The sequence below is a fragment of the Micromonospora sp. NPDC048868 genome, from assembly GCF_043198195.1.
Lineage (GTDB): Bacteria > Actinomycetota > Actinomycetes > Mycobacteriales > Micromonosporaceae > Micromonospora > Micromonospora reichwaldensis.
In genome coordinates this window covers 15929-35781 of sequence record NZ_JBICUN010000012.1, presented here as the reverse complement: position 1 = coordinate 35781, position 19853 = coordinate 15929, and the positions used below count along the sequence as shown (strand labels likewise).

Sequence of the window (19853 nt, the reverse complement as noted above, 5' to 3'; positions counted from 1 at the left end):
TGGGCGCCGTCCCCGGGGCCGTCCGGTCACCCGACGGTCAGGAGGCGGTGCAGGAGCGCACCTGGGGGCGCGTCCAGGTGCCGTTGGCCATCGTGGTGAACCCGAAGACATTGCCGCTGCCGTTGGAGCGCATCGTCATGACGTTCCCGCTGCCGTCCCAGCTCGGGGTGCCGTTCCAGGTGGCGGAGACCTTCTGCGGGGGCGTCACCTCGACGACCACGGTCCAGTTGGTGGCGCCGCTGACCGTGACGTCGCTGTTGAACCGGTCGCCCCACCGGGTGCCGTCGCGCAGGGTGGCGGTGCAGCTGCCGCCAGGCGGCGGGGTGGTCGGGCCGGTCGTCGGCGGCGGCGAGGTCGGCGGGGGCGTGCCGTTGTTGAGGGCGGCGAGGACCGCGTCGTACGCGGGCTTGCGGTTGCCGTTGTTGTCGAACAGCAGCGGCGTGTCGGAGGCCCGCCAGGAGTCGCTGTCCCGGATGCCCCACACGGTGATGCCGGTGCACCGGGAGACCGCGAGGCAGTCGTTGACCACGTTGCGGTACGTGGTGGGCGAGGCCCCAGCGATGTCCAGCTCGGTGATCTGCACGTCGACGCCGAGCGCCGCGAAGCTGGACAGCGTGGTGCGGTAGTTGCCCGGGTAGGGCGAGCCGCTGTTGAAGTGCGACTGGAGGCCCACGCAGTCGATGGGCACGCCACGCTGCTTGAAGTCGCGGACCATCGCGTAGACGGCCTGGGTCTTCGCGTGGCTCCAGTCGTCGGTGTTGTAGTCGTTGTAGCAGAGCTTGGCGCCGGGGTCGGCGGCCCGGGCGGCCCGGAACGCCGCCTCGATCCAGTCGTTGCCGGTGCGCTGGAGGTTCGAGTCGCGCCGGGCCCCGCTGCTGCCGTCGGCGAACGCCTCGTTGACCACGTCCCAGGCCACGACCTGACCCCGGAAGTGGGTGGCCACCTGGGTGACGTGGTTGAGCATCGCCTGGCGCAGCGCGCTGCCGCTCATGTTCTGCATCCAGCCGGGTTGCTGCGAGTGCCAGGCCAGGGTGTGGCCCCGCACGCTCATGCCCCGGCTGCGGGCGTGGCTGACGATCCGGTCCGCGTTGCCGAAGGTGAACTGCCCCTGCTGCGGCTCGGTGGCGTCGATCTTCATCTCGTTCTCGGGCGTCACCGAGTTGAACTCGCGGTTCAGGATCGTGACGTAGGTGTTGTCGCTGAGCTTGTTGGCGGCGACGGCGGCGCCGAAGTAGCGACCGCGCTCCGCCGCCGACGCGCCCAGCGTGGTCCCGGCGCTCGCCGCGCCGGGCAGGACCGTGGCGCCGGTCGCCGCGAGCAGTCCCACGGCGGCGACGACGATGGCCGCGCGCGCCCGCGAACGCGATCTCGACCGGGTGTCCCGGGGGTGCCTCTCGGTCATTCCTGCTCCTTCCGGGGCCGGTCCGCACCGTCGGGGGGACGGACCGGTGTGGTGGGGGTGTGCCGGATCAGGGCCGCCCGGCGGGCTGCGGCGCACGGGCCGCGGACCCGCCGTCATCGACCCTGATGGATGTGGAGTATGGCAGCGCGGCGCGCGGCCGAGCAAGAATTTCCGGAAAAGTTTCGGTAGTCTCCGAACCTGTCGCGTCGGTCGATTGGTGGCACACGGCAGGTCAGCGGTCGGCCGGGAAGGGAGGCGGGCGCTTCTGTTGATCTCCATGCTGCCGGGATGGGTGTCCGCCGGTCGGATTTTCCGGTACACCTCCGTAACGCGTCAGAGGTCGCGCCTGGCCAGGCCGCCCATCTGCACCGGCGTGCACCCGCCGCGGCCGGCGCGACGTCGGCGAACCGCATCAGACCGATCGCGTACGACCCCGCACGCCGTACGCCCAGCCCGTCATCAGCGGCGGGACGAGGTTGCCGAGCCCGTGGGCGGCGCCGACCACCGCGCGCAGGCGGCCACCCGGTCCGCACGGCGCCCGGCTATGGTGGGGACATGCAGGATCGGCACGGCCTCCGCCGCGCCGGCAAGCGGGTCTCGCTGCCGGCGCTGCTGATGCTGACCGTGCTGCTCATGGTGCTCTCCGCGGCCCGGTCCGTCGGGCTGTGCATCGTCTTCCGGAGCGCGCGGCGGGCCATTCCCGGCTGCGTGCCCGCCTGGTCGGCCGACCGCGCTCCGCCCGGGCTGACGTTCGCCGTCTGAAGCCCGTCCGCCTCCCCGCGTCCCGTGACGCGGGCCCGTGGCTTGGAGCACCATGCCGACCCCGCATCACGATCGATCCACCCTGCCCCGGTCCGTCGGCGACGGACCCCGGGTCACGCCCGCCCCACGACAGGGGCGGTGAGCATGCTGGCCCCCGGCGCATACGCCCGCCTCGGTCTGCGGCATCCCGTCGCCCTCGACCTGGGCACCTCCACGGTGCGACTGTGGACGCCGGTCTCCGGCACGGTGGTCACCGAGCCCGCCGTCGTCGCGTGCACGTCGTCCGGCGCCCAGGCCGTCGGACGTGCCGCCATCGCCCTGCGGGACACCGGTGACACGAAGCTGCTGTGGCCGGTACGCCACGGCGTGGTGGCCGACTTCTTCGGCTGCGTACACCTGTTGCGGGTGCTGGCCGCGGCGAGCGGACGGCCGGGTGACGACGTCTCCCCGGTCGTGGTCGGCGTGCCGGCCACCGCCACCCTGCGGCAGAAGGACCTCCTGGTCGCGGCGGTCCGCCACGCGTTCGGCGGGCGGGTCGCCACGGTGGAGGAGCCGCTGGCCGCCGCCCTGGCCTGCCGGGCCGACCTCGACCGCGACGACGTGGTCGCCGTCGACATCGGACACGGCCGGACCGAGATCGCGCACATCGCCGATCGCGCGGTCGAGGCGGTCGAGCGCGTCGACGCGCCCGACCCTCTCGACCGGGTGTCGCTGATCGCCGCCGCGGTCCGACGCGTGGGTGCCCGGCCGGCGTTCCCGGGGCGACGCCGGCTGCTGATCACCGGCGGCGGGGCGGTACACCCCGAACTCGGGGCCCGGCTGGCCGCGCTGACCGGCCGGGTCGTCACGATGCCCGCCGATCCGCACCTGGCCACGCTCGCCGGCCTGCGCCTGCTGCTCACCGGCTGACCACAGGCGGTGCCGCACGGCGTCGTGACGACGGTGCCGTGCGGCCGTCCGCCGCGCACCGGCCGCCCACCGGGCCGGGACCGACCTTCCCCGCACACCTGGAGCCTTCGATGGACGTCGAGCTGACCCCCCTGCCCGGTATCGGGCTGCGCCGCATGTTCACCACCGACGCGGGAGTGCGCGTCGGGGTGGTGACCCATCACGTCGGCGGCCGGCGTGAGCTGGTCTACCCCGACGGCGACGACCCCGACGCCACCCGCAGCATCACCCTCACCCACGACGAGGCCGTCGTGCTCGCCGGACTGCTGGGCCTGCTCGACGTCCTCGACGTCACCGGGCCCGGCGCGCTCACGACTACCCCACCCGGCGGCGGGTAAGCCGCCTGATCGGACGCGGGGGGAGGGGACGTGGGACGAGAGTTCGTGAACTGGTCCGGCAGCCTGTCGTTCACCCCCGCCGAGTACGCCGAGCCCGCCGACGAGGACGAGGTGCGGGCGCTGGTGCGGCGGGCCCGCGAGGCCGGCACGACGCTGCGGCCGGTGGGCTCCGGGCACTCGTCCAGCCCGCTGGTGCGCACCGACGGGATCCTCGCCAGCCTCGACCGGCTCGCCGGGGTGATCGCCGACGACGGCGGGCTCGCCACGGTCCGCGCCGGCACGAAGCTCAAGGCCCTCGGGGAGGGCCTGTACGACGCGGGGCTGGCGATGGACAACCTCGGGGACGTGGACTACCAGTCGATCGCCGGCGCGACCGCCACCGGCACCCACGGCACCGGCCTCGGCTTCGGCAACCTCTCCACGCAGGTCGCCGGCGTCCGGCTGGTCACCGGAACCGGCGACACGGTGGACGTCAGCGCGGACCACAACCCGGAGCTCCTGCCGGCGGCCCGGCTCTCCCTGGGCGCCCTCGGCGTCCTCACCCGGGTCACGCTGGCCGTGCAACCCCGCTACCAGCTGCACCGCCGGTCCTGGTGCGCGCCCGTCGCCTGGACCCTGGACCACCTGGCCGAGTTGCAGCACACCAACCGCAACATGGACTTCTACTGGTATCCCCGCAACGACCTGACCCAGGTCCGGGTCATGAACCGCGTCGACCGCACGCCGGACGAGCGGGTGTGGCACGCGCCGCGGGTACCGGGCTCGGCGGCCCTGGACGAGCCCCACGAGGACCGTGTGGCCCCCACCCACCGGGCCATCCCCCGCCACCGGGAGCTGCGGTTCGAGGAGATCGAGTACATGCTTCCGGTGGAGGCGTTCCCGGCCTGCTTCGCGGAGGTGCGGCGGCGCATCAGGCAGCGGCACCGCCGGGTCGCCGGCTGGCGGGTGCTGGTGCGCAGCATCGCCGCCGACGACATCTGGCTCAGCAACGCCTACGGCCGGCCGACCGCGACCATCGCCTGCCTGCAGAACACCTCCCTGCCGTACGAGGAGTACTTCCGGGACATGGAGGCGGTCTTCCGGCAGTACGGCGGCCGGCCGCACTGGGGAAAGAAGCACTGGCTGACCGCGCGCGAGCTGCGCCCGCTCTATCCCCGCTGGGACGACTTCCAGGCGTTGCGTCGCCGACTGGACCCGGACGGGGTGTTCCTCACCCCGGACCTGGCCCGGCTGCTCGAGGAGGCGTGATGGCACAGCTCGGTGCCCGTACGTGGGTCGTCCCGGGCGGGCACGTGCCGTTTCCCGGTCACGGTCCCGAACCGGAGTTCACCAGCTTCGACCAGCTGTGCGTGCTCAACGCCACCGACCAGGAGACCGAGGTCAGCCTGGACGTCTACTACGAGGACGCCGAGCCCGTCGGGCCGTACCGGATCATGGTCGGGGCGCGACGGATCCGGCACGTGCGGATCAACGACCTGATCGACCCGGAGGCGGTCCGACTCGACCGTCCCTACGGTTGCCTGCTGCGCTCGCCGGTGCCGGTGGTGGTGCAGTTCCTGCGCCAGGACACCCGGCTGCCCGGCGTCGTCGCGCTGACCGGCGTCATGGCCCATCCCGCCTGACGTTCGGCGGCCGGCGAACCGGGTATCCGCGCCCATGGCGCTCTCACAGTGCAAGCCGGCGGCGACCAAGGCGGATTCCCGACTGCGCCAGCAATGCCAGGAGATCTACCGCCGGTTGCAGACATACTTCATCCTCGCGGTACAGGCCGGCCTTGCCGCCGCGCTGGCATGGCTGACGGCCAGGACGTTGCTCGGCAACCACGACCCGACCTTCGCCCCCGCCGCCGCGGTCGGTGTGATCGTCGCCGCCATCGGCAACCACGCCCGACGTGCCGTCGAACTCGTCGCCGGGGTGGTGCTCGGCATCGCCGTGGGTGACGTGCTGATCGGCCTGCTGGGCACCGGAGCATGGCAGACCGGCGCCATCGTCTTCGTGGCGATCGCCATAGCAGCGGCGGTACGTGGCACCGGCGCCTTGATGGCCCAGGCCGGTGGTACGGGCGTGCTGGTCGCCACCGTCACCCCGACCAACCCCGACCTGGAACTGCCCCGAACGCTCAACGCGCTGGTCGGGGGAGCGATCGGGCTGCTGGTCGTGCTCGTGATCGTACCGCTCAACCCGTTGCGTACGCTGCGGCGCGTCGCCGACCCCGCGCTCGACACCTTCGCCAAACAGATGACCGCCTCGGCGCGGGCGCTGGCCGACGGTGAGGCCTGCGCCGCCGAGGAACTGCTCGATGAGATGCGCGCCGCGGAGCCGGAACTCGACCGGCTCGACGAGGTCATCATCGCCGCCGACGAGGTGGCCCGGCACTCGCCGCTGCGCTGGCGCCGCCGCCGGGTGCTGGCGGCTTACAGCCAGGGCGTCGAGCACATGGAACGGGCGTTTCGCAACAGTCGCGCCCTGGTGCGCCGGGTCGGCACCGTCCTGCGAGACGAGGAACCGGTGCCGCCCGGCCTGCCCGCCGCCATCGAACTGTACGGCGAGGCGGTCCGCATGCTGCACCGCGAATACCTGGCCGTCGAGGAGCCTGTGGGTGCCCGAGAGCGGGTGCTGGCGGCGGTGCGGGAAGCCGGTAAGGCATGTCGCCAGGACATCGGCTTCTCCGGCACCATCGTCGTATCCCAACTACGGACCATCGCCAACGACCTACTGCGCGCCACCGGCGTCCCCCGCGACGAGGCGCGCCGGATGGTCCGCCGGGCCGCCGCCGGACATCCGTGACGCTCAGCCCTGCTGTCGCAGGTAGGGGCCCAGGAGATCCCGGGTGAGGGCGAGCACGGCGGCTTCCGAGGTGCCGTTCTCGATCATCTGTGAGGACGCGTAGACCACCGCCTGGATCAGCTCCGCCGCGGCGGCCGGGTCGCTCGCGCCGTGCTCGGCCAGGGCCGCCACCAGCGGCGTACGCAACTGGTCGTGCAGGACGCGGCTCTCCTCGGCGAGGACGGCGCCCGGCACGCTGGCGGCGAGCCCACGCATGACCGCGTGCTCCCCCTGGGCGACGAGGCGCAGGTTGGCCTCGACGTAGGCCAGCACCCGCCCGCCGGGGTCGGTGGCCCGGTCCATCTGCTGCGTGACGTATGCCGACCACTCCGGGAACATGTCGGCGATGACGGCGTTGAGCAGGTCCTCCCGCGACTTGAAGTACTGGTAGACGCTGGGGCGCGCCAGGCCTGTCCGCTTGCCCACCTCGGCCAGGCTCGGCGCCTGCGCCCCGCTCTCCGCGAGGATCTCCCGGGCCGCCGCCAGGATCGCCCGCCGCTGCCGGGCCCGGTGCTCGGCCACCGTGGGCGCCTGGATCTTCGGCACGGGAACCCCCATCGTCACGGCACGGGCATCAGTCGCCCGTCGATCATCTCGTACACCGTCGTGCAGTGGCGCAGCACGTCGTGGTCGTGGGTGACCATGACGGTGGCGACGTCGTTCTCCTTGGTCTCGCGGGCGAGCAGCTCCACCACCTCGTGACTGCGGGCACGGTCGAGGGCGGCGGTCGGCTCGTCCACCAAGAGTAGTCGCGGCCGGTTGACCAGGGCACGGGCGATGCCGACACGTTGCCGTTCGCCACCCGAGAGCTGGTGCGGTCGGCGGTTCGCCTTGTGGGCCATCCCGACCTCGTCGAGCAGGGCCGTCGCCTCGCGCGCCCGGGAGCCGTGACCGCCGAAGCGGGCCGGCAGCCGCAGCTGGTCCACGGCGGTCAACGCGGGAATGAGGTTGCCGGACTGGAACACGAAGCCGACGAACTCCCGGCGCAGCGCGGCCCGCGCCCGTGCGCTCGGCACGGTCATGTCCCGCCCGCCGAGGGTGACCGAACCCGACGTCGGGACGGTCAGCCCGCCGGCCACCGCGAGCAGGCTGGACTTGCCGGCGCCCGAGGGGCCGACGACCGCGACGAACTGCCCGGGGGCAACGGTCAGGTCGACGCCGTCCAAGGCCGGTACGGTGTCGTCGCCATCGCCGAAGCGCAGGGTCACACCGCGCATGACCAGGCCGGTGTCGGTCATCGGTTCGCTCCCAGTGCGGTCAGCGGATCCACTGCGGCGATCCGGACGATGGCCACGGCCGCTCCGAGCAGGCCGAGGACGAGCAGGAGGAGGGCGGCCACCGCGATCGCCGGCGCGCTGAGCGCGAACGGGATGCCGCTGCCGACCAGGCTGCCGGCCGCCGTGCCGACCGCGACGCCCGCGCCGACGGCGAGCAGCAACAACGCGAGGGCCTGGGCCAGCCCGTCGCGCAGCAGGTACGCCGTCGGAGCGCCCATGGCCCGCAGCACGGCGATCTCCGCACGGCGCTGGATGGTCCACACCGTGAAGAAGGCGCCGACCACCAGCGCCGAGATGGCGTAGAGGAACCACTCGATCAGCCGCAGGGTCGACGTCTCGGCGGTGTAGCCGGGCGAGGCGCCGTACGACTGGGTGCGGGACAGGCTCTCGGTGCCGGCGGCCCGGTCACCAGCCGCCAGGTCGACCTCGGCACCGTTGGCGGCCCGCACCGCCACGGCGGTGATCTCCTCGTAGGTGCCGCCCGGTACGGGTTCGCCGGGGCGGACGCCGGCCTTGATCTCCTGCCAGATCCGCAGCGGTAGGTAGGCCACGTCGACGTGACCGAACGTGTGCTGCTCGGCCATGGCGCCCACCACCGTGAGCCGGGTGCCGATCCGGTCGACGGTGACCGTGTCGCCCACCCGCAGCCCGGCCTCGATGGCGGTCCGGCTCACCACGATGCCGTTCGCGGCGTCCAACCGGGCGCCCTCGGCCACGGGCGGGGCGAGGAACGAGTCGGTGGGCACGCCGAACAACGCGAGGTCGATCTCCACGCCCGAGTCGCTGCGGGCGTTGACCAGCGCGTTGCCGAAGGGCGCCGCGTCGGCGACGCGTGGTTGCGCCCGCCACGTGTCCACCGCGGAGACGTCGATGACGCTGCGGGAGAACGCCGAATCGTGCTGCACCCCGTCGGCGAAGGCGAAGGAGGTCGCCGGAATGCGCTGGAGCCCCGACACGCCGTCGTTCACCAGGCCCGTGGAGAGCCCGGACAGCAGCACCACCAGCACCGCGATGAGCGCGACGACGGCCCCCATCAGGCCGAACCGGGCCTTGGCGAACCGCAGTTCGCGTACCGCTAGGAACATGCCCACCACCGGGGGCGCAATTTTACCGACTGCATGTTGGCATCGTACCAACACGCTGTCGGTATCCTTCCCGGCGCCGTCGGTCGGTCGGGGCGGCGTCTGGCTACGCCGATCCGACGAACTGGCTGACGTGGTAGGCGGTGCTGCGGTTGTCGGGCGTCCTGGTCCACTTCGAGACCATGAGGTGCAGGTCGTTGGCGCGTCGGCTGGACCACGGGTGGATGAAGCCGCCGTAGAGGCCCGGTTCCTGCCAGGAGGTGACCTGGATCCGCTCGGCCGTCCAGACCCGGTCCGGCCCGTCCGCCGTGCGCGTGACGATGCACCCGGTGGCGCAGTTCAGGTACGACATCACCCAGGTGCCGTCGGCCAGCCGCCGCACCGAGGGCTCGCCGAAGCGGCCGGTGAGGATGGGCGTGCACGGGCGGCCCCAGCCCCAGTTGCTGCCGTTCCAACCCCAGCCCTCGTACGACTCGGGGGAGAACAGCCGGTCCCAGCGGACCCGGCGCAGCATCATCGGCCCGTGCTGGCGCCCGGCGCGCACCGAGAAGACGTACACCCAGTCCCCGTCGCGCTGCATCGTCCACATCTGGAACGGGTCGGTGTTGGTGCCGTCGTTCCACCACTTCAGCGGCGTACGGATGAAGTCGTTGCCGTTGTCGGTGTAGGCCAGCCCGGCGTAGCGCGAGCGCCAGTGCGGCCCGGCCGGGCCGGCGGAGTTCCAGTTCTCGATGCTCATGTACGACACGAGCTGCCGGCCGGTCTCCGGGAAGGCGATGCCGTCGTTGGGGATGACGGTCACCTCCCACAGCCCGTCGATGCCGACGCCGTGGTGGCCGTTGTGCATCAGCTCCGGGGCCCGGCCGTTGCCCGCCACCCGGGCGGCGCTGTCGAAGACGATCCCGCCGGCGGCGCCCGGGTGCACGGCGGAGCGCAGCAGCACCGGCGAGCGCCAGTCGTTCGGCACCGGCGGACCCTCGGGCCACGGGGTGTCGAACGTGTCGCCGAACAGGTAGCCGATCGAGCCGTTCTCCAGCACGTACGGTATGCCCAGGTCCGTGCCCGCGACGCGCCACCGGTGGTTGGTGTCCAGGTCGGCGCCGGTCAGGCGCTTCTTCCAGGCGGCGGCCCGGGCCGTGCCGGGGGCGAGGACCGGCGCGACGGCCGTGGCCAGGCCGGCCGCGGCGACCGTGCCGAGCAGCGAGCGGCGGGTGATCGTCATGACCGTCCTTGTCGCGAGGGGGGGGCGGAGTGTTGCGGACGTGGGGGAACGGACCGGGCGCGCCGGCCACATCGAACTACCGATGTCGATGTAGGGCTGGAACCTACGGCCAACCGGCCGGCGTGGTCAAGGACCGCCGGTGCGCGCCCCGAGGCCACCTCGCGGACCGCCGACGGGGCCCGGTACCCGGCTCGCCGACGCGCTCACCGCGGCGGGCCGCCCCCGGATCCTCGACGGCGGAAACGCACGTGGCGGATTGGACGGGTGGGCGCGGGCATGACAGGGTGCTGCTGGTGGGCACGGGTGAGGGTGGGCGTCGGTGACCGCTCCGCATACACGCTGGTCCTCAGGTGACCCGCAGGCGGTGCTCGACGGGTTCGAACAGCTGCCCGGATTCGTGTGGATCTTCGAGGGGCCAGAGCTGCGGGTGGTGGCCGCGAACCCGGCGGTGCGCGCCGCCGTCGGCAACCGCAGCGGCCTGATCGGTGAGCCCTTCCGTCGGGCGGTGCCGGAACTCGCCGGCCAGCACATCTTCGAACTGCTCGACCAGGCCCTGCACGGCATCCGCTCGCACGGCTACGAGCAGCGCGTCCTGACCGACCGCAACGGCGACGGCACCCTGACGGAGGCCTTCTACACGTTCGACATGGCGCCGTGGCGCAACCCGGACGGCTCGGTGCGCGGGGTGATCGTGCAGGCCGTCGACGCCACCCCCGTGGTGACCGCCCGGCAGGCCGCCGAGACCGCCGCCGCCACCGCCGAACGGCGCTACCGGCAGGCCGCCGGTCTGGTCCTGGAGCTGCAACGCAGCCTCCTGCCCGACATGCTGCCCGTCCTGCCGCACGTCCAGGTCGCCGCCCACTACCTGGTCGCGAGCAGCGACCTCGTCGCCGGCGGGGACTGGTTCGACGTGGTTCCCCTGCCCGACGGGCGGCTCGCGCTGACCGTCGGCGACGTCGTCGGGCACGGCGCCACGGCCGCGGCGGCCATGGGTCAGCTCCGTACGGTCGCCCGGCAGGCATTGCAGTCGGGCGGCGGCCTGCCGCAGGTGCTGGCGGTCCTGGACGACTTCGCGGCCCGCGCCCTCGCGACCCGGGCGGCCACCACCTGCCTCGCGGTGCTCGACCCGCGCGACGGGGCGCTCGAAGCGGCCAGCCACGGGCACCTGGCGCCGCTGGTGGTCGGCGCCGCCGGCGACAGCCGGTACCTGCCGCTGACGCCGGCGGGGCCACTGGGCACCGGAGCGGGCCCCGCCCCGGTGCACACCTGCCGGCTGCGGGCCGACGACGTCCTGCTGCTCTACACCGACGGCCTGATCGAGCGACCCCGGCAGAGCCTGCACGACGGCGCCCGTACCCTGGCCGACGCCGCCGCGGCAGCCCGGCGGGCGATACTGGACGCGGCCACGACCGTCCCGCAGCGGCTGCCCGACCGGATCTGCACCCTGGTCACGGAACGTCTCGCCCTGGCCGGCGGTGGCTTCGGCGACGACACCACGCTCCTCGCCGTCCACCTCCTGCCGGAGCCCGTCGCACCCCTGCACCTGACGTTGACCGCCGACACGACGGCGCTGCGGCCGATGCGTCAGGTCATGGGCGACTGGCTCGCCCGGATCGGGGCCAGCGGCCCGGACGCGAGCGACCTCGTCCACGCCGCGGGGGAGGCCGTGACCAATGCCGTCGACCACGCCTACCCGGACGGCACGTCGGGGACGTTCACCGTGCACGGCGCCCTGGACGACCAGGGCGTCGTGCACGTCACCTGCACCGACCAGGGACGGTGGCGGCCACCGGCCCGCGACCCGGGCGGTCGCGGCCGTGGGCTGACGATGATCCGTGGCCTCGTCGACCGGGCGGAGGTCAGCCACACCGACGCGGGCACCACCGTCAACATGCACCACCACATCGGCCAGGCCGCCAACGTCACCACCGCCGCCGCCGCCCAGGCGGCCGGCCCCCACAAGCAGGCCACCGTCGCCGAGGAGTTCGCGGCCGCCGTCATCGAGGCACCGGCGGGCCGGACACTGCGGGTGCAGGGGCCGGTGGACCTGGTCACCGGCCCTCGGCTGCGCGCCGCGATCATGCAGGCCAGCCGCGGCGGCAGCCTGCCGCTGACCATCGACCTCACCCCGGTCACCCACCTGAGCAGCACCGGCGTACGGGTGCTGCACGAGGTCGCCCGGATCGTCGCGCACCTGCGCGTCACCGCCACCCCGCAGAGCCCTGCCCACGCCGTGCTGGAACTGACCGGGCTGGGTCACCTCCTGCCGGAGGCCCCCGCGAACGGCAGCGACGACGGGTTCCACCGGTAGCCGGAGCCGAATCGGGAAAGAATCTTCGGGCGGGCTGTCCAATCGGCCGTCCCCCGTCCGTAGTGATGTCGTACGGCGTCGCCCGGTACGGCAGCGGCGACGCGACACTGAGGGGAGTCGGATCATGAAGTACATGTTGCTCATCAACGCGAGTGCGGTCGACGAGGACGGCGGGGCCGCCGGCTGCGACGTCAGCGACTGGATGGCGTACGACAAGCAGGTGCGCGAGGCGGGGATCCTGGTCTCCGGCGAGTCGCTGGCGGACCTGGTCACCGCCACCACCGTGCGGGTCGGCGAGGACGGCAGGCGGACCGTCACGGACGGGCCGTTCGCCGAGACCCGCGAGATCCTCGGCGGCTTCTACGTGATCGACGTGCCGGACCTCGACGTCGCGCTCGACTGGGCGGCGCGCTGCCCCGGCGCGCGCGGGAACGGCGCCGTCGTGGTCCGGCCGGTCGCCGAGTTCGGGGGCTGAGCGCGGTGGGCGGAGCGCCCGCCGACACCGGGGGGACGGACGAGGCGCCGGCGGCGGTCGTGGAGGCCGTGTTCCGTGAGGAACGCGGCCGGCTGCTGGCGGCCCTCGTCCGCCGCTTCGGCGACCTGGACCTGGCCGAGGAGGTCACCTCCGAGGCCGTCGAGGCGGCGCTGACCCGGTGGCCGGTCGACGGCGTTCCGCCCAGGCCCGGCGCCTGGCTGATGACCACCGCGCGCCGCCGGGCGGTCGACCGGCTGCGCCGGGACCAGGCCCTCGCCGCGCGGCTGGCCATCCTCCAGGCGGAGGCGGACCGGGCGGAGCCCGCCCCCGCCCCGATGCCGGGCGGTGAGCTGCCGGACGAGCGGCTGCAGCTCTTCTTCACCTGCGCGCACCCGGCGCTCGCGGCCGAGGACCACGGGGCGCTGACCCTGCGCTACCTGGCGGGCCTGACCACGCCCGAGGTGGCCCGCGCCTTCCTGGTGCCGACGGCGACGATGGCCAAGCGGATCACCCGGGCGAAGAAGAAGATCCACGAGGCCCGGATCCCGTTCCGCGTGCCCGGGGCGCAGGAGTTGCCGCAGCGGCTGCCGGGCGTGCTCCAGGCGGTGTATTCGATCTTCACGGAGGGGTACGCGGCCAGCGAGGGCCCGCGCCTGCAGCGGCTCGACCTCGCCGAGGAGGCCATCCGGCTGGCCCGGATCCTGCGCCGGCTGCTGCCCGCCGGCCGGGAGGTCGCCGGGCTGCTCGCGCTCATGCTGCTGATCCACGCCCGCCGTGACGCCCGCACGGGCCCGGACGACGAGCTGGTGCTGCTCGACGAGCAGGATCGTGGGCGCTGGGACCGCCGCATGATCGCCGAGGGCCTCGACCTGGTGCCCGTCGCGCTGGCCGGCGGCCCGCCCGGCCCGTACGGCGTACAGGCCGCGATCGCCGCCCTGCACGTCGAGGCGGCGGACCTCGCCACCACCGACTGGCCGCAGATCGTCGCGCTCTACGACGTCCTGCTCGCCCTCGCGCCGTCCCCGGTGGTCGCGCTGAACCGGGCGGCGGCGGTGGCGATGCGCGACGGCCCGGAGGCGGGCCTGGCGCTGCTGGACGAGCTGGCCGACGAGCCGCTGCTGCGGGGCCACCACCCCTACCCGGCGGCCCGGGCCGACCTGCTGCACCGCCTGGGCCGGCACGCCGACGCGGCCGAGGCGTACCGGGAGGCGCTCGGCCTGGCCGGCACCGAACCCGAACGGGCCCTGCTGCGCCGCAGGCTGGACGCGGTCGAGCGGCTCCGCGCGCCGGGCACGTGACGGCGTGACCGCCGACAGCGGGGCGGGCGCGTAGTCCCCGCCGCGCTACCGGAGGACGGACAGGCGGGTGGTCACCGGGCGGAGACCGCCAGCACGCCCCGGTCCAGGACGACCTGTCCGGTCCCGTCGGTGGCGCGGAAGACCACGCCGTACGGGCGCCGCCAGGCGTGCACCGTCAGGGTGTCGCCCGGGTGCAGCGGGGCGGCGAAGCGGACGCGGACGTGCCGGACGCGGGTCGGGTCGTCGCCGACGAGGGGCAGCAGGAGCCGCCCGGCGAAGCCGAAGGTGCACAGGCCGTGCAGGATCGGGCGGGGCAGCCCGGCCCGGCCGGCGACGGCCGGATCGGAGTGCAGCGGGTTGCGGTCCCCGCTGAGCCGGTAGAGCAGCGCCTGGTCCGGGCGGACGGTGGCGACGAGCCGGTGCTCGGGCGGGTCGGCCGGCGGCTGCCAGCGGGCGGGCCGGGCGCGACGCCCGCCGAATCCGCCGGCGCCGATGACGAACATGGCCCGGCGTACGGTGCCGACGAGCGTGCCCGCCGGGTCGTGGAGCCGGGAGACGTGCTCGACCAGGGCGCCGCTGCCCTGGTCGTGCAGGGCGGTCACGGCGGCGGTGGCGTGCACCTGCCCGGCCGGTGACAGCGGGCGGAACAGGGTCAGCGCCTCCTCCGCGTGCCGGATCGCGGTGACTTCGCCCAGGGGCGGTGGGTCGGCGGCGAGCACGCTGGCGAAGGTCGGCAGCACCCGCTGCGGGTGTCCGGTGGAGTTCTCGGTGGTGAGGCGGAGTTCCGCCGCCGGGTCGCGTTGTCCCGCGCCGACCCCGAGGGCGTAGAGGATCGTCTCGGTCGGGGTCCACGCCCGCTGCCGCGAGGTGCGCAGTCCGACGAGCGCCGGCGCGACCACCCGACCGCCTCCGGCGGATCCGTGACTACGCAGAGTGGTCGACCCGGTCGCTTCGGCGGTGGGCGGCTGCTGTGTCCGGGCGGCATGGGCCCGTTTGTCCTGCGTGTTCATCGGGCTCCCGGTTTGTGGTCGCGGATTCGACCCGTCAGCTGGCGATGATCGACGGCTACTGTCTGTTGCAGGAAGGTGAGGTCGAATCTCTTGACTGCGCCCACCGTCCGGCAGTAGCGTCCCATATTAAGCAACGGTAACCATAATATGAGCCGCTAGGTATCTGGGGTAGCCATGAGAATGCGAGCATTGCGAGCTGCGGTAGCAGCCCTGCTGGTGACCGCCGCCGTTGCGGCATGCGCGGAGAACCAGACCCCGACCGAGTCCGGTGGCGGCGAGGCGACCCCGTCGGCGGCGGTCAACTTCGGCGTCGGCGTCGACCCGGCGTACTCCCCGATCTACCTCGCCGACCAGGAGAAGCTGTTCCAGGCCAACGGCCTGAACGTCACCGTCACCCAGTTCCAGGAGGGCACCGGTGGCCTCGACGCGATCCTGGCCAAGCAGGGCCAGTTCACGGCCAGCACCGAGTCGAGCCTGCTGAACCGGGCCACCCGGGGTGACATCAAGGGCCTGGCCGTCTTCTCCCAGTCGCCCAGCTTCATCAAGCTCGTGGCGCGCTCCGGCATCGCCGACGTGTCCGGCATCAAGAAGTACGGCGTCGTCCCCGGCACCGTCAACGAGTACGCCACCAACAAGGTCCTCGCGGCGCGCGGCATCAGCCGGGAGTCCGTCGAGTTCGTCAACGCCTCGCCCGCCGAGATGCCGGCCCTGCTGCAGCGCGGCGACGTGGACGGCTACATCATGTGGGAGCCGTGGCCGTCGCGCGGCGTCGCCAACGGCGGCAAGGTCCTGCTGACCAGCGGCGACATCGGCTACGTCTACAACCTGGTGATCGGGGTCGACGGCGCCTGGTACGAGGCCAACAAGGCGACCGCCAAGAAGGTCGTCCAGACCATCGGCCAGGCGTGCGAGCAGCTCACGAAGGACCCGGCCAAGGCGGGCACGGTCACCGAGAAGGCCATCAAGGTGCCGGCGAAGGAGGCCCAGACGCTGCTGGAGGGCGTCCAGTGCCAGGTCCGCGACTTCACCGACGACGACCTCAAGCGCTACGGCGAGATCGCCCAGTTCCAGCAGGACAGCAAGATCGTCAAGCAGAAGGCGGACCCGGCGACCGTCATGGTCAAGGGGGTGGCGTGACAGTCGACGGCACCGCACCCGCCACGACCTTCGCCGGCCGACCCGCCAGCCGCGCCGGCTCCCCGATCCGCATCAGCGACGTCGACATCCGCTTCGGCGAGTTCGTCGCCGTCAGCGGCGCGAGCCTCGACATCGCCGCCGGTGAGCTCGTCTGCCTGCTCGGCCCGAGTGGCTGCGGCAAGTCCACGCTGCTCAACGCGGTCGCCGGCTTCGTCCGGCCGGCGGCCGGCGAGGTGACCTGCGGCGGCGAGCCGGTGACCGGCCCCGACGTGTCGCGGGGCGTGGTCTTCCAGAGCGCCGAGGCGCTGTTCCCCTGGCTGACCGTACGCCAGAACGTCGCCTTCGGGCCGCAGATGCGCGGCGTGCCGAAGGCCCAGCGCGACGCGGTCGTCGAGCGGTACCTGGCGATGGTCGGCCTCGCGCACAGCGCCGAGCGGTTCCCCGAGCAGCTCTCCGGCGGCATGCGCCAGCGGGCCCAGCTCGCCCGGGTCCTGGCCAACGACCCCTCGGTCGTGCTGATGGACGAGCCGTTCGGGGCGCTGGACGCCCAGACCCGGCTCGTGATGCAGGTCGAACTCGACCGGATCTGGCGCGAGACCGGCGCCACGATCATCTTCGTCACCCACGACATCGGCGAGGCGATCCTGCTCGGCGACCGGATCGTCACGATGACCGCGGGACCGTCGGCGGCCATCAAGAAGGACTACCGCTGCGACCTGCCCCGCCCCCGCGACCTGACCGACCCGGCCTGCGCGGCGCTCTTCCGGGAGCTGCGTGAGGACATCGGCGCCGAGGTGGCCCGGACGCTGCGCGCCCAGGGGCTCGACGACGGCCACGACGGGCGGCCCGGCGCGGCCGACGACCGGACGGAGGGGCGATGACAGTCGAGGCACCCACCGTCCCCGACCGCACCAGGGCGTCGGCGACGACCGGCCCCCGTCGCAACCGCTGGCCCCGGCTGACCCGCATCGGGCTGTCGGTCCTGTCGGTGCTGCTCGGCGTGCTGATCTGGGACCTGGTCAGCCGTAACTACACGGCCTTCTTCCTGCCCTCGCCGCGGCTCACGCTGGACGGCGCGGTCGAACTCGTCCGCGACGGGACCCTGTGGGACTCGGTCAGCGCGTCCTCGACCCGCATCCTCACCGGCTGGCTGCTCGGTGTGCTCGTCGGCGTGCCGATGGGTCTGCTGATGGGCTGCATCCCCTGGCTGCGGCTGATGCTCGACCCGTACATCCAGTTCTTCCGCTTCGTGCCGCCGATCGCCTTCGTCACCCTGGCCATCATCTGGCTCGGCCCGGGGGAGGCGTCGAAGGTGGCGCTGATCTTCTACACCACCGTCTTCATCGTCGCCCTCAACACCCTGGCCGGGGTGCTGTCGGTCAACGAGATCCGGATGCGGGCGGCCCGCGCGCTCGGCGCCGGCCCCGTACGCAGCCTCGTCTCGGTCGTGCTGCCGTCGACGGTGCCGCACGTGGTCACCGGGGCCCGGCTGGCGATGGGCAACTCGTTCCTGACGATCGTCTCCGCCGAGATCGTCGCCGCCCAGAGCGGCCTGGGATCGCTGATCTGGACGGCGCGGAACTACGCCAAGACGGAGTGGGTCTTCGTGGGCATCATCGCCCTGGGCCTGCTCGGCTACCTCTTCGACTGGATCCTGCGTCTGGTCACGGGACGGACCCTGCGCCGCTACGGCGTCAACTTCTAGCGGCCCGACCCGTCGCCGACGCCATCCACCCCCTATCCGAAAGGCTCGCCATGCTCTGCATCGGCGTCGACATCGGTGGCACCTTCACCGACGTCATCGTCTACGAGCCGGCCACCGCCCGGCTCGCCGAGGCCAAGACCCTCTCCACCCCGCACGATCCGGCGGCGGCGATCTTCGAGGGCCTCGCCAAGCTCGGTGTCAGCCTGGACACGGTCGACCGCTTCGTGCACGGCACCACCCGGGTGACAAACGCGCTGCTCGAAGGCTCCGGCGAGCCGGTGTCGGTGCTGGCCACCGAGGGCTTCCGGGACGTGCTGGAGATGGGCCTCGGGCACCGGCCCCGCCTCTACAGCGTCAAGGAGAGCGGCCGGCCGCCGCTCGTCGCGCGCCGGCACCGGCACGTGCTGCGCGAACGCATCGGCGCCGACGGCAGCGTGGTCCGGCCGCTGGACACCGAGGAGCTGGACGAGGCCCTCGACCGGGTGGCCGCCGCCGGTCCCCGGGCGGTGGCGGTCTGCCTGCTGCACTCGTACCGCAATCCCGCCCACGAGCGGGCCGCGGCGCGGCGGCTGGCGGAGCGGTACCCCGACCTGGTCTGCACCGTCTCCTCCGACGTGGTGCCGGAGCAGGGCGAGTACGAACGGTTCGCCACCACCGTGCTCAACGCCAGCGTGCGGGCGACCGTCGCCGACTACCTGCGCGGACTCGGCGGCGCCCTCGCCGACGGCGGCTACGCCCACCCGCTGTCGATCATGACGAGCAGCGGCGGTGTCGTCTCCACCGAGGAGGCCGGGCGGCTGCCGATCAACCTCGCCCTCTCGGGGCCCGCCGGCGGGGTCGCCGCCACGGTGCACCTCGCCTCGCTCGCCGGCTATCCCAACGTCATCACCTGCGACATCGGCGGCACCAGCACGGACGTCTGCCTGATCAAGAACGGCGCGCCGTTGATGACCAACGACGGGAAGATCGCCGGCTACCCGAACCGCACCTTCCAGGTCGAGATCAACACGATCGGCGCCGGCGGCGGCTCGATCGCCTGGCGCGACCGGGGCGGGGAACTGCGCGTCGGGCCGCGCAGCGCCGGCTCGACCCCCGGCCCGGCCGCGTACGGTCGGGGCGGCACCGAGCCGACCACGACCGACGCGCACCTGCTCGTCGGCCACCTCGACCCGCAGGAGAGCCTGGGCGGGGAGGTGCCGCTCGACCCCGACGCGGCCCGCACCGCCCTGGCCGGGCTGGCCGGCACGTTCGGTCTCGACGAGCTGGACCTGGCGCACGGCATCCTCACCCTCGCCACGGTCAAGATGACAAGCGCGATCAAGGAGATCTCCGTCGCCTGCGGGCACGACCCGCGCGACTTCGTGCTGATGCCCTTCGGCGGCGCCGGCCCGATGCACGCCACCGACCTCGCCGACGAACTGGGCATCCGTCGGGTCCTGGTTCCGCCGGTGCCGGGCAACTTCTCCGCGCTCGGCTTCGTCACCGCCCAGGCCCGCCACGACTACGTCCGTACCGTGCTGGTGCCGGCCGACGACGACGGCCTGGCGGCCGTCCGGGCGGCCCTGGCCGACCTGCGCGACGACGCCCTGGCCCAGCTCAAGGCCGAGGACGACGTGGAGCCCGACCAGGTCAGCTTCGGCCTGTCGGTCGGCATGCGGTTCCGGGGCCAGAGCTTCGACCTCGCCGTCGCCCTGCCCGAGCTGCCGGCCACCGCCGACGAGCTGGTGGCGGCCTTCCACGCCGCCTACGCCGAGCGGTACGCCTACACCCGCTCCGACCACCCCGCCGAGATCGTCAACTGCCGGCTCACCGCGTTCGGGCCCCGCCCGGCCGTCCGCTTCGCCGCCCCGACCGGCGGCCCGGCGCAGCCCGGCAGGACCCGTCTCTACCGCCCGGGCGGCTGGGTCGAGGCGACCGTGTGGCGGCGCGCCGACCTGGGGCCGGGCTGTGCCGTGGTTGGTCCCGCCGTCGTACGCGAGAACGGCAGCACCACCGTCGTCGGCGGCGGATGGGCCGCCACGGTCGACGACCACGGAAACCTGCTGCTGACCAAGGAGTGA

The 19853-nt window shown here is 73.3% G+C and carries 19 protein-coding genes; 13 read left to right on the top strand and 6 right to left on the bottom strand.

The features are described 5' to 3' along the window. Positions 1-37: 37 nt before the first annotated feature. On the bottom strand, positions 38-1402 hold the full coding sequence (locus ACGFNF_RS19545) for an endo-1,4-beta-xylanase (protein ID WP_393169565.1): 1365 nt from the start codon (positions 1400-1402) through the stop codon (positions 38-40). Between the two features lie 555 nt (positions 1403-1957). On the opposite strand from ACGFNF_RS19545, the gene ACGFNF_RS19540 reads away from it, so the two are divergent. The 6 genes from ACGFNF_RS19540 (at position 1958) to ACGFNF_RS19515 (ending at position 6237) form a co-directional block, all read left to right on the top strand. After that, positions 1958-2164, top strand: coding sequence for a hypothetical protein (locus tag ACGFNF_RS19540; protein WP_151455249.1), 207 nt, complete (start codon positions 1958-1960; stop codon positions 2162-2164). A gap of 144 nt (positions 2165-2308) precedes the next feature. Beyond that, positions 2309-3073, top strand: coding sequence for a rod shape-determining protein (locus ACGFNF_RS19535; protein WP_393169800.1), 765 nt, complete (start codon positions 2309-2311; stop codon positions 3071-3073). A 110-nt stretch (positions 3074-3183) separates the two neighbouring features. Then, positions 3184-3450: a potassium transporter TrkA gene (locus ACGFNF_RS19530; protein WP_151454595.1), complete on the top strand. Its 267-nt coding sequence runs from the start codon at positions 3184-3186 to the stop codon at positions 3448-3450. Between the two features lie 30 nt (positions 3451-3480). Further along, positions 3481-4698, top strand: coding sequence for a D-arabinono-1,4-lactone oxidase (locus ACGFNF_RS19525; RefSeq protein WP_393169563.1), 1218 nt, complete (start codon positions 3481-3483; stop codon positions 4696-4698). Then, positions 4698-5072, top strand: a complete 375-nt coding sequence (locus tag ACGFNF_RS19520) for a sensory rhodopsin transducer (protein ID WP_393169561.1) — start codon at positions 4698-4700, stop codon at positions 5070-5072. The genes ACGFNF_RS19525 and ACGFNF_RS19520 overlap by 1 nt, the downstream gene beginning before the upstream one ends. A gap of 34 nt (positions 5073-5106) precedes the next feature. Beyond that, on the top strand, positions 5107-6237 hold the full coding sequence (locus ACGFNF_RS19515) for an FUSC family protein (protein ID WP_393169559.1): 1131 nt from the start codon (positions 5107-5109) through the stop codon (positions 6235-6237). Positions 6238-6240: 3 nt separating this feature from the next. Here the strand turns inward: ACGFNF_RS19515 and ACGFNF_RS19510 are convergent, their stop codons facing one another. The 4 genes from ACGFNF_RS19510 to ACGFNF_RS19495 all read right to left on the bottom strand — a co-directional run bounded on the left by ACGFNF_RS19510 (position 6241) and on the right by ACGFNF_RS19495 (position 9857). Further along, the gene (locus tag ACGFNF_RS19510; RefSeq protein ID WP_393169557.1) at positions 6241-6822 is read right to left on the bottom strand and encodes a TetR/AcrR family transcriptional regulator; all 582 of its coding nucleotides are present in this window, start codon (positions 6820-6822) and stop codon (positions 6241-6243) included. A 14-nt stretch (positions 6823-6836) separates the two neighbouring features. After that, a complete protein-coding gene (locus tag ACGFNF_RS19505; protein WP_327028213.1) occupies positions 6837-7514 on the bottom strand; it encodes an ABC transporter ATP-binding protein in 678 nt (225 codons plus the stop codon). Beyond that, positions 7511-8638, bottom strand: a complete 1128-nt coding sequence (locus ACGFNF_RS19500) for an FtsX-like permease family protein (protein ID WP_393169798.1) — start codon at positions 8636-8638, stop codon at positions 7511-7513. The genes ACGFNF_RS19505 and ACGFNF_RS19500 overlap by 4 nt, the downstream gene beginning before the upstream one ends. A 103-nt stretch (positions 8639-8741) precedes the next feature. After that, complete coding sequence (locus tag ACGFNF_RS19495) at positions 8742-9857, bottom strand: DUF4185 domain-containing protein (RefSeq protein ID WP_393169554.1); 1116 nt, start codon at positions 9855-9857, stop codon at positions 8742-8744. Positions 9858-10176: 319 nt separating this feature from the next. Here ACGFNF_RS19495 and ACGFNF_RS19490 point away from each other — a divergent pair, with 319 nt between their 5' ends. The 3 genes from ACGFNF_RS19490 to ACGFNF_RS19480 all read left to right on the top strand — a co-directional run bounded on the left by ACGFNF_RS19490 (position 10177) and on the right by ACGFNF_RS19480 (position 13941). Next, positions 10177-12168 (top strand): SpoIIE family protein phosphatase, encoded by a 1992-nt coding sequence (locus ACGFNF_RS19490; RefSeq protein ID WP_393169552.1) that lies wholly within the window; start codon positions 10177-10179, stop codon positions 12166-12168. A gap of 124 nt (positions 12169-12292) precedes the next feature. Further along, positions 12293-12643, top strand: coding sequence for a YciI family protein (locus ACGFNF_RS19485; RefSeq protein ID WP_151454603.1), 351 nt, complete (start codon positions 12293-12295; stop codon positions 12641-12643). 5 nt (positions 12644-12648) lie between these two features. Beyond that, complete coding sequence (locus ACGFNF_RS19480) at positions 12649-13941, top strand: RNA polymerase sigma factor (protein WP_393169550.1); 1293 nt, start codon at positions 12649-12651, stop codon at positions 13939-13941. A gap of 71 nt (positions 13942-14012) precedes the next feature. Here ACGFNF_RS19480 and ACGFNF_RS19475 read toward each other — a convergent pair whose 3' ends face one another. Beyond that, a complete protein-coding gene (locus ACGFNF_RS19475; RefSeq protein ID WP_393169548.1) occupies positions 14013-14840 on the bottom strand; it encodes a MaoC/PaaZ C-terminal domain-containing protein in 828 nt (275 codons plus the stop codon). A gap of 291 nt (positions 14841-15131) precedes the next feature. On the opposite strand from ACGFNF_RS19475, the gene ACGFNF_RS19470 reads away from it, so the two are divergent. From ACGFNF_RS19470 to ACGFNF_RS19455, 4 genes are read left to right on the top strand one after another with little or no spacing between them, the layout of a single operon-like run. Further along, positions 15132-16088, top strand: coding sequence for an ABC transporter substrate-binding protein (locus ACGFNF_RS19470; protein ID WP_393169546.1), 957 nt, complete (start codon positions 15132-15134; stop codon positions 16086-16088). Continuing rightward, positions 16085-16969, top strand: coding sequence for an ABC transporter ATP-binding protein (locus ACGFNF_RS19465; RefSeq protein ID WP_393169544.1), 885 nt, complete (start codon positions 16085-16087; stop codon positions 16967-16969). Before ACGFNF_RS19470 ends, ACGFNF_RS19465 begins: the two co-directional genes overlap by 4 nt. Next, positions 16966-17793, top strand: a complete 828-nt coding sequence (locus ACGFNF_RS19460) for an ABC transporter permease (protein ID WP_311412339.1) — start codon at positions 16966-16968, stop codon at positions 17791-17793. Before ACGFNF_RS19465 ends, ACGFNF_RS19460 begins: the two co-directional genes overlap by 4 nt. 50 nt (positions 17794-17843) lie before the next feature. Continuing rightward, a complete protein-coding gene (locus ACGFNF_RS19455; RefSeq protein ID WP_393169541.1) occupies positions 17844-19853 on the top strand; it encodes a hydantoinase/oxoprolinase family protein in 2010 nt (669 codons plus the stop codon).